This window comes from Roseburia faecis, assembly GCF_001406815.1.
GTDB classification, from domain to species: Bacteria; Bacillota; Clostridia; order Lachnospirales; family Lachnospiraceae; genus Roseburia; species Roseburia faecis.
The window spans coordinates 1-13,903 of sequence record NZ_CVRR01000015.1 but is presented as its reverse complement, the minus strand read 5'-3'; the positions used below and the strand labels follow the sequence as shown (position 1 = coordinate 13,903).

General features: G+C 49.4%; 10 protein-coding genes and 2 tRNA genes. 2 read left to right on the top strand and 10 right to left on the bottom strand.

Going from position 1 to position 13,903, the window contains the following annotated elements; genetic code table 11:
- Nucleotides 1-7 precede the first annotated feature (7 nt).
- Nucleotides 8-1,108 (top strand): N-acetylglucosamine-6-phosphate deacetylase, encoded by a 1,101-nt coding sequence (gene nagA / locus M72_RS06505; protein WP_055067637.1) that lies wholly within the window; start codon nucleotides 8-10, stop codon nucleotides 1,106-1,108.
- Here nagA and lacZ read toward each other — a convergent pair whose 3' ends face one another.
- From lacZ to M72_RS06470, 7 genes are all read right to left on the bottom strand, one after another.
- Nucleotides 1,109-4,156: a beta-galactosidase, LacZ type gene (gene lacZ / locus M72_RS06500; RefSeq protein WP_055067657.1), complete on the bottom strand. Its 3,048-nt coding sequence runs from the start codon at nucleotides 4,154-4,156 to the stop codon at nucleotides 1,109-1,111.
- Between the two features lie 67 nt (nucleotides 4,157-4,223).
- On the bottom strand, nucleotides 4,224-5,030 hold the full coding sequence (locus tag M72_RS06495; RefSeq protein ID WP_055067636.1) for a carbohydrate ABC transporter permease: 807 nt from the start codon (nucleotides 5,028-5,030) through the stop codon (nucleotides 4,224-4,226).
- A 16-nt stretch (nucleotides 5,031-5,046) separates the two neighbouring features.
- Entirely contained in the window at nucleotides 5,047-5,940 is an 894-nt protein-coding gene (locus tag M72_RS06490; RefSeq protein ID WP_022044910.1) for a carbohydrate ABC transporter permease, read from the bottom strand.
- Between the two features lie 94 nt (nucleotides 5,941-6,034).
- Nucleotides 6,035-7,369, bottom strand: coding sequence for an ABC transporter substrate-binding protein (locus M72_RS06485; RefSeq protein ID WP_022044911.1), 1,335 nt, complete (start codon nucleotides 7,367-7,369; stop codon nucleotides 6,035-6,037).
- 319 nt (nucleotides 7,370-7,688) lie between these two features.
- The gene (locus tag M72_RS06480) at nucleotides 7,689-8,198 is read right to left on the bottom strand and encodes a hypothetical protein (protein ID WP_022044912.1); all 510 of its coding nucleotides are present in this window, start codon (nucleotides 8,196-8,198) and stop codon (nucleotides 7,689-7,691) included.
- Between the two features lie 6 nt (nucleotides 8,199-8,204).
- On the bottom strand, nucleotides 8,205-9,146 hold the full coding sequence (locus tag M72_RS06475) for an AraC family transcriptional regulator (protein ID WP_055067635.1): 942 nt from the start codon (nucleotides 9,144-9,146) through the stop codon (nucleotides 8,205-8,207).
- Nucleotides 9,146-10,261 carry a phosphotransferase enzyme family protein gene (locus M72_RS06470; RefSeq protein ID WP_022044914.1) on the bottom strand — a complete coding sequence of 372 codons (1,116 nt, stop codon included), beginning with the start codon at nucleotides 10,259-10,261 and terminating at the stop codon, nucleotides 9,146-9,148. The genes M72_RS06475 and M72_RS06470 overlap by 1 nt, the downstream gene beginning before the upstream one ends.
- 164 nt (nucleotides 10,262-10,425) lie before the next feature.
- Between M72_RS06470 and M72_RS06465 the strand changes: the two genes are divergently transcribed.
- The gene (locus M72_RS06465; protein ID WP_022044915.1) at nucleotides 10,426-11,268 is read left to right on the top strand and encodes an AraC family transcriptional regulator; all 843 of its coding nucleotides are present in this window, start codon (nucleotides 10,426-10,428) and stop codon (nucleotides 11,266-11,268) included.
- Here the strand turns inward: M72_RS06465 and gnpA are convergent.
- From gnpA to M72_RS06450, 3 genes are all read right to left on the bottom strand, one after another.
- The gene (gene gnpA, locus M72_RS06460) at nucleotides 11,265-13,421 is read right to left on the bottom strand and encodes a 1,3-beta-galactosyl-N-acetylhexosamine phosphorylase (RefSeq protein ID WP_055067634.1); all 2,157 of its coding nucleotides are present in this window, start codon (nucleotides 13,419-13,421) and stop codon (nucleotides 11,265-11,267) included. The genes M72_RS06465 and gnpA overlap by 4 nt on opposite strands.
- Before the next feature lie 194 nt (nucleotides 13,422-13,615).
- A tRNA-Cys gene (locus M72_RS06455) sits at nucleotides 13,616-13,686 on the bottom strand.
- Between the two features lie 4 nt (nucleotides 13,687-13,690).
- Nucleotides 13,691-13,762, bottom strand: a tRNA-Asn gene (locus tag M72_RS06450).
- Between the last annotated feature and the right edge of the window lie 141 nt (nucleotides 13,763-13,903).

Genomic DNA, 13,903 nt, shown 5'->3' with positions numbered 1-13,903 from the left:
GTACGCCATGATCATAAAAAACGGACTGGTCTGGGAGGAGTCTGGCTCCTTTCGGAAAAAAGAACTGGTTGTTGATACAACGACACACCGCATCGCAGAAACCGCAGAAGACGATACGGTATTTGATGCCGAGGGGCTTTATGTGATCCCCGGTCTGGTGGATGTCCACATCCACGGGGCAAGAGGTCACGATTTCAGTGACGGAAATTCCAAAGGACTTGCCGAAATCGCACAATATCTGCATTCCTGCGGTGTGACTTCATTCTGCCCGACTTCCATGACCCTGCCGGAAGAACAGCTTACAGCTGCCTTTGCGACGATTAACGATGTGCCGGATGCTGCCGGATATGCCCACATCGCGGGCATCCACATGGAAGGTCCATACCTCTCCCCGGAAAAGAAAGGGGCGCAGAAAGCAAGCTATCTGCACGCGCCGGATGCCGCCATGTTCCGACGGCTCTCTGCTGCAAGCGGAAACAAGATCCGCATCATCACGATCGCCCCGGAACTGCCGGGTTCCGATGCGTTTATCCGGGAGTTCAAAGACACCGTTGCGATCTCACTCGGACACTCCACAGCATCGTATGAAATCGCAGAAAATGCCTTTGCCGCCGGTGCCAACCATGTCACCCATCTGTTCAACGCCATGCCGCCACTACACCACCGCGATCCTGGCATTATCGGCGCGGCAGCGGACTGTCCGCATGCGATGGCAGAGATCATCTGTGACGGCATCCACATCCACCCGTCGGTCATCCGCAATGCCTTCCGCATGTTTGGCAACGACCGCATGATTTTAATCAGCGATGCGATGCGTGCAACCGGTATGGAGGACGGCGAGTACGAACTCGGCGGACAGCCGGTAATCAAAAAAGGCCGCCTTGCGACCTTAAAAGACGGAACCATCGCAGGTTCCGCCACCAATTTGTTTGACTGTATGAAAAATGCGGTGCAGTTTGGCATTCCGCTCGGCGTGGCCGTCAAAGCCGCCACCTGCAATCCTGCAAAGAGCATCGAATGTTCACAGGAAATCGGCACCCTTGCCGTCGGGGCAAGAGCCGACATCCTGCTTTTAGATCAGGATCTGAATATTGTAAAGATCCTGTAATTATGCTTCTGTGCTCACCACGCCTTTCCATACAAAGGAAAACTGCATGGTTTTGTCCGTCTGCAACAGATATTCCGGATGCGTCTGCGCGCCCCAGCTGTCGTCGCCGCCGACACCCATCTGGGCTTTTGCCACACGGACAACCGTGTAGTGTACCGGTGGCAGCTCATACGGATGCATCGCATTTTCTATCTCATGCGGCGTATACGGCAGTGCGGAAAATACCATCGGACCTGTTTCTTCTGTCATTTCAAACAACATGCCATCTCCGGCACGGTTAGTCACACGCGCCCAGCGCACGCCACATTTTGCCCCACATTCCTGCGGAACCATATACCGCGCCACATTGTCTTTTACCTTATTGCTGTAGATGCCAAGTTTGGCTCCCTTACAACGGTCAGCATAGGTTTCCTGTTCGCCCAGTCCATACCACTGCAGTCGGTCGTAATCGGCATTAAATTTAAACAGTACGCCAAATTCCGGCATGTCGCCCAATTCTTTGACCGGATCATAACAGAGCGTGGTCTTTACCCTGCCATCCCCAAATACTTCATAGGACAACCGACATTCCGAAACCGGTGTGGTCGGCATAAAATAGCGGAACGAAACGGTAATGCTGTGTTCGTGTTCCGTGACTTCCGGCGTACTCGTCTCCTGCGGGCTTTTATGGCTGACATACAGACTGGCCGTTTTCCACTGTGCATAGCGCGCCGGCATGAGATTTCCACAGTCATTGTCCGTCGGTGCCCGCCAGAAGTTTGGTTTCGGGATCGCCTCGATCATCTCTTTTCCCGCATATTTGTAGGAAACCAGCCCACCGTTTAATACGGAAAACAGGACGGAAAAATGCGCACCCTCTACACCGATGTTGTGTGTGCTGTGGATCACTTTGATCTTGTCTGTGCATGTTTCTGCCTCACCCGCAACCGGATAGACATACTGCCCGAAAGCCACCTCATGCCCTGCCTTTGCCCAGACAGTGTCCGCTTTCAGATGGAAGGAGACGGTCACGGTGTATTCGCCTGCCTTTGTCTCTTTTGCAAACGGCAGTGGATAGGTCTGTTCCGAGAGCGGCTCCACAGCCGTCGGTAAGTCTGCCCGGCGGATCTCCTTTCCGTCTTTTGCAACGGTCACAACACACGCAAAGCGGTCGGTGTTGACAAACAGGTTTTTATTTTTGACCGTTACGGACTCCGCAGTCACTTCCGCCGTGATGTTCTGGTAATTGAATTTGACTTCCTGCATTTTTGGTGACACATCGCGGTTTCCACCGTAGACAATACCGTTTCCACTAAAGTTATAGTCGGTTGGACGTTCGCCAAAATCCCCGCCGTATGCTTGAAACTCCTCGCCGTAGCGGTCTTTTTTGTAGATCGACTGATCGATGTAATCCCAAATAAAGCCGCCCTGATACTTCGGTTCCGTGTCGGTCAGATCCGTATATTTGTGCATCGCACCACAGGAATTGCCCATTGCATGCGTGTACTCGCAGCAGATAAACGGCTTGCTCGAATCCTTTGCCAAAAATTCTTTGATGCTCTCCACCGATGGGTACATCTGACTTTCCATATCACTCGTATCGTTGTAACTTCTGTCGTGGAACAGCCCCTCGTAATGAACGAGACGGGTATCATCCAGACGGTGGAACAGACAGGACATTTCATAGATGTCCTTGCCGCCGTAAGACTCATTGCCACACGACCAGATCAGGATCGCCGGATGGTTTTTGTCACGCTGGTACATCGAATTGGCACGGTCAAGCATCATCGCAAGCCACTCCGGTTTGTTGTGCGGCACGATATAGGTATCGTCCTTCGTAAACTCTGCCACATCCCAGGAACCGTGCGATTCCAGATTTGTCTCATCAATCATGTAAATGCCATACTCATCACAGAGTTCATAAATCTTAGACGCATCCGGGTAATGGCAGGTACGGATCGCGTTGATGTTATTCTGCTTCATCGTGCGAAGATCCTTGCGCAGCTCTTCCTCCGACACATGCCGTCCGCTGACGGAACTGAACTCGTGGCGGTTCACGCCCTTAAAGACGATCCGCCTTCCGTTTAATGTCATAATACCGTCCTTCATCTCAAACCGGCGGAACCCGACGCGCTGCGGGATCACTTCCTGTAAAGTTCCCGCGCCATCGCAGACTTCAACCGTAAGGTCATAAAGCTGCGGGTCTTCCGCGCTCCACAAAACAGGCCGCTCCACGTTCCAGGTCAGGATCTGTTCCCCTTCGGTAACAGCCGATTCGTCTTCCAGCACAGTCTGTCCGTCTTTTTTGAGGACGACTTTCACCTTGCCGCTTCCCCACATCTGTAAAGTCAGTGCCAGTTCGGCAGCGGTAAGTGCTGCATCCGGCAGTGCCCGCACCTTTACATCATAGGCATGTACTTCCGGCACAGTATACAGGTATACATCGCGGTAGATTCCGGAAAACCGGAAGAAATCCTGATCCTCGCACCAGCTGCTCGCTGTCCACTTAAACACCTGTACCGCCAGTTTGTTTTCCCCGTCTTTTACCGCATCGGTCAGTTCAAACTCAGACGGAGTAAACGAATCCTCGCTGTAACCGATGAATGTGCCGTTTAACCAGACTGCAAGTCCGCTCTCCGCGCCCTGAAACGAGACAAAGAGCCGCTTCCCCTGCATCTGCTTCGGCACGGTAAAATATTTGACATAGCTTGCCACCGGGTTAAACTGCTCCGGGATCTCGCCCGGATGGATGTCCTCATGGCCTTCCCACGGATACTGCACGTTAGCGTACTGCGGCACATCGTAACCCTCCATCTGGATATGAGCCGGAACCTTGATGTCATCCCAACCTACACAGCAGTAGTCTTCCTTCTCAAATCCGGCAACTACGTCGGCATAGTTTTTTGCATAGTGGAACTTCCACAGCCCGTTTAAACTGACGCGGTAGGAACTCTGTTTCTCTTCTGCCTCCTCTTTCGTCCGGTAATATATGTGGTCAGAATGCGCATCCATGCGCGCATCACGAAAATACTGAGGATCTTTTACTTTCTTATAATCAAATGTATTCATAGGCATATACCCCTTTCCTGTTATGGTAAAAAATGCCCTCCAAAAAGGAAGACATTTTTTACCATTTTTATTTAACCGCTCCGGTGATACCTTCTGCAAACTGCTTCTGTAATACGAAGAATACGATCATCGTCGGGATTGAGCAGAACAATACACCACACATGAGCATACCGTAATCCGTCTTGTATCCGGTAATCAGGTTGGCAATGAGCATTGGCATAGTCATCGCACGGTTATCGGACATGATTACCTTTGGCCATAAGTATGCATTCCATGCATTCATGAATGTGATAACAGCGGCTGCCGCATAGGTCGATTTCATCGTCGGGATAAACATCCGGAAGAAAATCTGTACCTCGCTTAATCCATCAATACGCGCAGCTTCGATGATGTCAACCGGAAATGCACGGGCATTCTGGCGGAACATCATGATCATAAACGGTGTGGATATGATCGGAAGCATAAATCCAACCGCTGTATTTAACAGCTTTGCCTTGGAAAACATCTGAAACAACGGAACCATTGTTGCAACCTGTGGTATCATCATGGCAAGAAGCAGGATGGAAAACAGGCGGTCTTTCCATTTGTCATGGTAGATCTCAAAACCATAACCGGCGATGGAGCAGACCAAGAGACACAGCACCGTCGTAAGGATCGCATACAGGAACGAATTCCCGAGGGCTCTCCACAGTGGCTGCTGGGACATTAAGTTCTTAAAGTTCTCCATAAAGTGCGTACCCGGAAGCAGGCGACCACGGGATACGTCCGTGGATGTATTCGTGGCTGCGGAAATCATCCAATACAGCGGGAATACGGAAATAAAGGACACGATCCCCAGAAAGATATACGTCGGGATCAATCTTCTCTGGATCATTGATTTGCTTTTCTGCTTAGTCACGCGTATCACCTACTTTCAAGTTGATAAATGCAAGGATCGCTACCATGATAAAGATCAAAAATGACATGGCTGCCGCATATCCAAAGTTTGGCACATTGATAAAACATGTGTTGTATACATAGTGTGACATGGTAATAGTCGTATTGGCAGGTCCACCCTTTGTCAGGTTGACGGACTCATCGAACAACTGCAACGTACCATTGATTGACATGATAAAGGTCATGATGATCGTCGGTTTTAACAGCGGTACGGTGATCCTCCAGAATGTTTTCCAGCCGTTTGCACCGTCGATCTTGGCGGCTTCGTATACGGAATACTCGATATTCTGTAAACCAGCCAGATAAAAAACCATGTTATAACCAGTCCATCTCCAAATCAAAGCAAGGATAATGACCGCTTTGGCACTTCCGGAATGACCCAGGAAATTATAGCCGGAATGTAAGATACCAAGTTTCATGAGGATACTGTTAATCAGTCCGTCTGTTGCAAACATCGAACGGAAGATCAACGAATAGGAAACCAGTGAAGTCGCACATGGGAGGAAGACACAGGTTCGGAACAATCCCCGCAATTTTAAATGTTTGTTGTTTAATAACTGTGCCAGCAGAATTGCAAGTATAAGCATGATTGGCACCTGGATAATCAGGTAGAAAAATGTGTTGCCGATGGACTGCTGGAACACCTTATCAACAAGGATTCTCTGATAATTGGAAAATCCAGTAAAGCGCATATTGGCACCCGTTCCCTTTTGCAGGGAAATGATAAATGCCCGCACCATCGGATAAAAACTCATGATCGCAATCAGAATCGATGCCGGTGCTAGAAATGTCCATCCTGCCGCTCTTTGTTTTGCAATAAGTGACATCCCTTTTTTCTTGGAATTCACAACAAATTCCCCCTTTCGCATTTCTGGTCATTTTCACATATAGCGGAGGTCGCCCCCCGCTATACAAACTTGTCATTCTTTTTTATGTACCGGATTACTCCGTCATCTTAAACTGTAAGGTATCTTGTGCTTCCTGTAATGCATCAGCCTTAGCTGTTCCATTTACGATATTGACAACTGCTGTGTTGATGCACTCTCTTGCCTCATAGTGATACGGAGTCTTTGTAAACTCCGGAATATGGGAAGAGTATTCTACGATCGTGGAGTAAATCGGCTGATCGTTGAAGAACTCGTTTGGCTCGTTGTATACATCCGATTCTCCGGCTGGTAAGTAGCAGGCAATCGCACCGGTCTGTGGAAGGATTGCATCATAGAAATCTGTACTGGAACCAAAAGTGCTCTTTAAGAAATCTTCTGCAAGATCTTTGTTCTGGCAGTTTGCGGTAACATACCAGGAAGATCCACCGTTGTTTGCATAATGAGTAGCGGAATCCACACCATCTACACTTGGCATTGTGGTGATTGCCCACTGGCCTTTCTGGTCTTCGGTAGAAGCGATCGTTGCAGTGATCCAGTTACCATTGACAACGCCTGCTGCCTCACCATTTGTGATGGTGGATACATACTCATCCCAGTTGTTTACTAATTTTACAACATCATTCTGTACGAGTTCGGTGTAGATGTCGACACACTTCTCAGCGATGTCATTTCCTACAATGTAAGCATCTCCGTTTTCATTGACAAAGTTTGCACCGCAGGACTGGATCATCATCATCATAGTGTCTCCGCCAGTTCCCTCACTGGTCAGTAAGTATTTGCCGGTCTTATCATGAACATCTTTTCCGATCTTTGCAAATTCGCTCCAGGTAATATCGGTCAGGTCGTCGATGGTGTATCCGGCTTCTTTTAAGATGTCGGTACGGTAACATGCGATAACAGCACCGTTATCAAACGGAACACCGTAGTGCTTGTCGTCTACCATAGAGTAAGACTGTTTTAATTTTCCGAAATCATCCCAGTTGATTCCCATATCCGTCAGGTCGGTAAAGGCATCCGGATAACTTTTTAAGAATTTCTGGTAGCTGTTGTCCTGCATGAGTACGATATCCGGCAGTGTGCTGTAATCACCGGCATTTGCTGCGGTTGTCAGCTTGGTCTGGCAGTCATCAGAAGAGGTCTCAACCACTTCGAGTTCAAAATCCGGATGGTCTTTCTTGTACTGCTCGGCTGCGGTCTCTATTGCCTTGATGTTAAAGTTCTGGTCCCATGCCCATACGGTCAGCTTATTACTGTCGGATGAGGAAGAAGTACCGCTTCCGCTGGAGGATGTATCCCCGCCACCGTTGCTGTCTGTTCCGCCTCCACCGCAAGCAACCAGTGACAATACCATTGCACTTGCAAGTAATGCTGTAATCATTTTCTTTTTCATATAAATTTCCTCCTTCTCCCTAAGAGTATTTGTTACTTTTGCTGATGAACGTATTATAGCATTGCTTGAATATATCTAGTTTGCATAATTGTCCGTATAATGTGCAATTTCAATCATTTTGTGTGCTTTGCACTATTTTTTCGCATATTTTCGGTTATTTCCATTCATATTGCCATTATGCGTGCCATGTGATGCAACAAATCCACCATTACAACCGCTTGCATTCCTGCAATTTTTCGTTGAAATGATGGATTCTCTGATTTTGCGCACATTTGTTGTTCATGATTTGTTTGCAACTGTTCATATTTTATTCACCACTTTATGCAAAAACCTTAGAAGGATACTGTTTTTTGAGTGCAAACAGCAGTTCCTGATTGAGATCAAGCAACAATTTTTTCTTTTCCCGGTCCTCAATGACGATCATCGTGTAGTATGGAATGTCATCCTCATAGGAGGTATAATCAAACTTCGGCAGTCGGACCCCGCCCCCGTCTTTGCGGTACTTTGCCACAGCCTCGTGGCGGTTTGGCGCGGTCACTTCCATCTCGGTCATGTCAATGATGTGTGCCGTTTTACGGTACCGCTTCCCATAGATCACATCAATTGTGAGTGTTTTCCCGTCGAGGATGTACTCGTACTCTTTCCGGCTTAACACATCAAATACAAAATACAGTGCCACCAGAAGAAAGCCCGCTAACATAAATGCCTGTGAGATCATGATCCCAAGCAGCACAAAAAATACCCCGAATACGACCATGAGCTTCCGCAGAACCCCCGTCATCTTCTTTTGTTTCCTCTTTACCTGTTGTATCAGTTTTGCCCCCTGCATCGGTTGTTACCATCCTTTCTCTGTGTGGATCTCATAATTGAGCAGCCGCTGTTCGTAATTTTCCGGACGCTTCCTCCACTCCACGGGTGTGACCCCCATCATCTGCTTGAAATTGCGGTTGAACGTGGAGTTGGTCGTAAATCCGCATTTGTGGGCGATGTCCGCCACCGGTTCCTCGGTCTTTTTTAAGTGCTCGCACGCCGTGCGGATGCGCACCGTGTTGATATATTCAAGCGGCCCCATATGCATATATTCGGTAAACACACGCCGGAAATGTGTCTCGCTCAGATGGCTGTACTTCGCCAGTTGTTCTACCCTTATTGGTTCCATGTAGTGATCGGAGATATAGTCCATGGCGCGGGAGACGATGCAGGTGATCCTGCCCTGCTCGGCATCCGCGCGCGTCTCTTTGTTCGTGTAGTTTAACCGTGTGATCTCCAAAAGAAGACAGCCCAGCAGTGCCTTTGCCTCCTCAAGATAAAATTCATCGCCTTTTCGCATGATGTTTAAGATTTCTTTAATTTTTGCCGCTTCCTTCGGATACTCTGCTTCCTCCAAAAACCACGGCTTTTCATAGAGCCGCTGCAGTGCGCGCTCTTTGCGGAGTGCATTGTCCGGGAAAATACCGTCAAGTACCACCTCCACATCGACAAACAGATATTCCCAGCGACTGATGTTGCTCGGATCGCTGTTTGTCGTGTGCGGAAAATTCGACGGGATGACGGTAAACTGCTGCCCCGAAAAACGGTAGGTGTCATCCCCCAGTACCACGTCGCCTGCCCCGTAATAACAATAGCCAAGTTCCATGTAATTGTGGAAATGAAGCCTGTCTGCCGTGCGGTCACCATAATTCTGCACCCACTTTTCTCCCAGAAGTGCAAGAATCGGACTTCCGGGCGGTAACTGGTAGTACCTAAACTCCATCTTCTTCTTTTTCTTTTCTGCCATTACCCTGCTGCCTTTCTTACAATGTCCTGCATCTGCTGCATCTTGCGCTCCATGTCTGCCACAAGCGTAAGCTGCGTGCGGGCACGGTCGAGATTCTGTCCGTCCCGGTGGATCTTGAAATAACGATCGCCCTGTAAATAATCCATAAGAAACCGCATGCCGCACTCATACGTCATGACCTTTGCCCCCATCGGAAGCAGCGCGGTCTCCTCCGGAGTCAGGCTGCCGCCGCAGCCCTCCAGAAATCCTTTGGTAAAGAGGGAAAACAGCTCCATGCTGCACGAGACTTCGGAGAGATCCCGCTCATCCTCCGCCGCAGTGCTCGCCCCGTAGCGGATCGCATCGCCAAAATCATTCATGGCAAGCCCCGGCATGACCGTATCAAGATCAATGACACAGACCCCCTTTCCGGTCTTATCGTCGAGCATGACATTGTTTAATTTCGTGTCGTTGTGCGTCACGCGGATCGGAAGCTCCCCGCGGTCAAGCCGCCCGGCAAAATAGCAGGCCGTCTCCTTCCGCTCTAAGAAAAAAGCGATCTCCTTTTGAACCTCCGCGGCCCGCCCCACAACATCCTCCCGGACGGCTTTTTCAAATGCCGCAAACCGCGCCCGCGTGTCGTGGAACCCCGGAATTGTCTCATGGAGTGTCTCTGCCGGATAATCCGCCAAAAGCCGCTGGAAGCTGCCGAATGCGACCGCGCTCTCATAAAACTGCTGCGGCGTTTCCACCTGATCAAAGCTGCTCGCCCCGGTGATAAACCGGTACGACCGCCAGTAGTCCCCGTTTGTGTCACGGTAGTACGGTTTGTTGTCCACGGTCGGGATGATATTTAACGTCTCCCTCTCCGGGTCGCCGCCCCGCGCAATAATCTTCTTTTTTAAGAACCCCGTCACACCCGCAATGTTTTCCATGAGTTGTTCCGGATGTGGAAAGGCATCGGCATTCATCCGCTGTAAGATCACATCCAGATCCCCCATATTGCCGACTGCAAACGTCAGGCGGAACGTGTCGTTGATATGTCCGCTCCCGTACACCGTATCTGCAATCAGTGTTCCCTCGTATGCAAATGCTGCAATGGCTTCCTGTTTCTGCTGTTCTGTAATCGCTCTCATATTGTTTTCCCCCTTATGTGTTGTGTCTGTTACCACTTCATGATAAGGCGCGTGCTGCCGCTCCGCTATCGGGATCTTGTTTACATTGTTATAAATCTTGCGCTATAATTACTATAACAGATTTCAGGTGCAAATGCACATGCTATTTTCAGGAGGGGATGCCTATGCCATACCAGCAGTACAACTTCAAACCACAAACCTTTGACGCGCAAAAGAAACGGCCGGATCTGCGCCTGCTTTATATCAGCCATTCCAGCTACGACAAGACCTGGCCGAGCGTGCTGCACTCCCACCCGTTTACCGAGCTGTTTTATGTCTTAAACGGAACCGGCACATTCCAGACCGAGACACAAACCTTCTGCATTGCGGCAGATGACCTGATCCTCATCAATCCCCATGTCATGCACACAGAATTCAGCAACGGCGATGCGGCTTTGGAATATGTTGTTCTCGGATTTGAGGGCATAGCGTTTGAAACCGACGGACACGCGCCCATAACCTGCCTCTGCAAAAATGTAAAGACAATCCGCCCTGCCTGTCTGTTTTATACCAGATCGCTCATACAGGAACTGCATGACCGCAAAGAAAATTATGTAGAAATGTCACAGAATCTGCTCGAAAATCTGCTCTATCTGATCCGGCGGGAGATCCGCGTCACGCCGGAGGCCGTCTCCGTCGGCAAAACCTCACAGGAATGCCGCATGATCGAGCAGTACATCAATGCGCACTACGCGGAAACAATCACGTTAGATACACTAAGTGCCTTAACATTCCACAGCAAATATTACATTGCCCACGCCTTCACCAAATACAAAGGAATCTCGCCCATCAATTATCTGATTACCAGACGCATTGAAGAGGCGAAATCCCTGTTAGAACACACCGACTTTCCGGTCGCAAAAATTGCCCAGGCGGTCGGCTTTTCTTCCCAGTCGTATTTTTCGCAGGCATTCCGTCGGGAAACCACGCTCTCCCCCGATGCCTACCGCAGACAGTTTCTTTCCTAGATCTCGTACCAGAGGATCGCATTGGCCGCAAGGTCGACCGCAAAACTGCTGCCGTCCCCCCGGTAAACGGTCGTCTGCTGCGGTTCATACGTGTTGTTGACGACACAGTATTTGCCGTTTTTTACATAAGCATGCACTTCGACATTGTAATTTGTGGAAAACCAGCGGTGAATTTTCCCCTCCGCCGAAGCCGCCCACAGAATCGCCCGGTACAGCAGGCGGCTGTTTGCAAAGCTGTACGGCAGGCCACTGATATACACACCCCTGCCCTGCCCGAACGTATTCACGGCAAGCTGTACACCTTTGTCGATCTGGCGTAGCACGGTCGCGGATTCGAGCGCGAATATGTTTTTCTTGCCCTCGCCAAAATCAATCGCATCGCCGCTGTCCTCCGTGATAAAATGCGCATGATCTTGCCAGTTATACTTGTCCACATTCAACGTGTAGCCGGTTTCTTCTTCCACGCCAAGGATGTCCGCAAGCTGGAAGAAGTGCCCCTGCCATTGGCAGGATGCCGGTTCGCCCACGCCGATGAAACCGCCACCCCGGTAGACAAACCGGCGGACTGCGGTCAGAATCGCCTCATCCTTCCAATTGTCCCCGCCGGTATAAGCGGTGTAGGCATCGCCCACATTTAAGACAACATCAAAGGAATCGAGCAGATCCGGATGATTCCTTATATCATCAAAGCTGATAAATTTCACGTCAAACGGAGCACCGCTGAGTGCCTCGATGATGCCCGCATAAGAATAATTCTGCTTGTAGTAAATGGCATGGTGGACCATATGGTTGCCCCACGCGCGCATTTTTCCCCAGCAGTTTAATATTGCCACGCGCTTGACGCAGTACGGGGTCGTTCCCTTAATATTTTCGTACAGTTCGCGGAACTCTTTGCACACGCTCTCCACATAGTCGATAAAATCCGGAAACTGTGTGGCAAGTTTTAAGTACCCACCATAGCCGATCCGATCGATCGGTTTGCGCAGAATCGCCCGGCGCGCCGTCACCCAGTTGACTTTCGCCTCGCGTGTCGGATCGCCTCCCTCGTGGAAGGTATCCGGGAAAAAGTACGGCAGGAACCGCCCCTCAGTGTATCTGACCCCCTCAATGTCACTAATGAGACGCAGCGTTGCACCGTTTCCGACGCTTCCGACCACAGCATCCAGCCCGATCGTCTGGAACTCCTCCATAAACGGCTCCATACCGATCCAGTGGTCACCGAGGAACATCATCGCCTCTTTTCCGCACGCATGTGTGATATCCACCATCTCCTTTGCAAGCTTTGCCACTTCCCTGCGCTGAAATGCCTGAAAATCCTGAAATTCTTTGGACGGCACGCGGTAAGTATTGTTCATATAGCCCTGGTCGATAATAAACTCCGGGCGGAACCGATAGCCCACTTCCTTTTCAAACTGCTCTAAGATATACGGGCTGACCGATGCGGAATAGCCATACCAATCCACATATTTTTCCCGCGCCAACTCGTCAAAGATGAGCGTAAATTGGTGAAAAAAGGTCGTGTAGCGGATGACATCCACATACGGATGCTCCGCGATAAATCTGCGCAGCCGCTCCATGGAGTAGGTGTGGGTCTTTGGCTGGCGCACATCAAACGTAATCTGCTTTTCCACATCTTTCCAGCCGTTGGTCACGGCATTATACATATGCACCGGGTCCCACATAATGTATGCCAGAAAACTGACCGTGTAACTGTGGAACGCCTCCGGCTTGTGGATCGTCACGTCGCCAGTTGTCTCATCATACGACCACTGGCTGGTTGAAACAACCGCCCCCGTCGTGCGGTCGATAACTTCCCACCAACGCGTAATGTCATCACGGTTGTTGACTTTTAACATATCCGGGTACAGATGCGTCATGAGATGGATCTGTAAATCTCCGTCGACCGCCGTATAAAACGGCGTCATAATATACATCTGCTGTATCTCCTCCGGATGTGCCTTTGCCCATGTATTGTCTTTTCTTGTGGTGTAATAGGTCGAATAGACCTTGGCATCCACAGCGCGCAGTTCCTCTGGGTAATCCGTACCATCGCAGTCGCGGATGGCATCGGCCCCCCAGCGCTCCATCAGTGTAAGTGTCTCCGGCACGACATCTACATCAGTCGGAATAGTGACTCTTCCTCTTTGCTGCATATTGCTTCCTCCTCCGTAATTCCTGTATTCTACTTTCAGCATACGGAGTTTGGAAGCAAATGTCTATGGATTTCTTGCTGTGAATGTTAGAAATATTGTTCTCTATCTTAATTTACCAGATAAGCCAAAATGTCTTTATATTAGACATAATTTTATTAAAAAAACACGATGAGAAGTCTCATCGTGTTTATAAAAGGTGACTGACGGATTTGAACCGACGATCAGGGAGTTGCAGTCCCACGCCTTACCACTTGGCTAAGTCACCAAAACTCCCCGAGTAGGGCTCGAACCTACAACAACTCGGTTAACAGCCGAGTGCTCTACCATTGAGCTATCGAGGATTATTTATAAGAAAACAACGTAGACAAGTACGTTGTTCACTAACTATGTTATTGAAAAAGTTTGTACTTTCAAAACTTCATACAGATTTAACCGCTTTTTTAATCAAGCCCTCGACCTATTAGTAACAGTCAGCTCCATGT

Bases quoted from the DNA above. Each gene is read 5' to 3' on its own strand.
- nagA (WP_055067637.1), top strand. From the start codon at position 8: ATGATCATAAAAAACGGACTGGTCTGGGAGGAGTCTGGCTCCTTTCGG.
- M72_RS06495 (WP_055067636.1), bottom strand. From the start codon at position 5,030: ATGATCCAGAGAAGATTGATCCCGACGTATATCTTTCTGGGGATCGTG.
- M72_RS06475 (WP_055067635.1), bottom strand. From the start codon at position 9,146: ATGGCAGAAAAGAAAAAGAAGAAGATGGAGTTTAGGTACTACCAGTTA.
- M72_RS06470 (WP_022044914.1), bottom strand. From the start codon at position 10,261: ATGAGAGCGATTACAGAACAGCAGAAACAGGAAGCCATTGCAGCATTT.
- lacZ (WP_055067657.1), bottom strand. From the start codon at position 4,156: ATGAATACATTTGATTATAAGAAAGTAAAAGATCCTCAGTATTTTCGT.
- M72_RS06465 (WP_022044915.1), top strand. From the start codon at position 10,426: ATGCCATACCAGCAGTACAACTTCAAACCACAAACCTTTGACGCGCAA.
- gnpA (WP_055067634.1), bottom strand. From the start codon at position 13,421: ATGCAGCAAAGAGGAAGAGTCACTATTCCGACTGATGTAGATGTCGTG.
- M72_RS06480 (WP_022044912.1), bottom strand. From the start codon at position 8,198: ATGCAGGGGGCAAAACTGATACAACAGGTAAAGAGGAAACAAAAGAAG.
- M72_RS06485 (WP_022044911.1), bottom strand. From the start codon at position 7,369: ATGAAAAAGAAAATGATTACAGCATTACTTGCAAGTGCAATGGTATTG.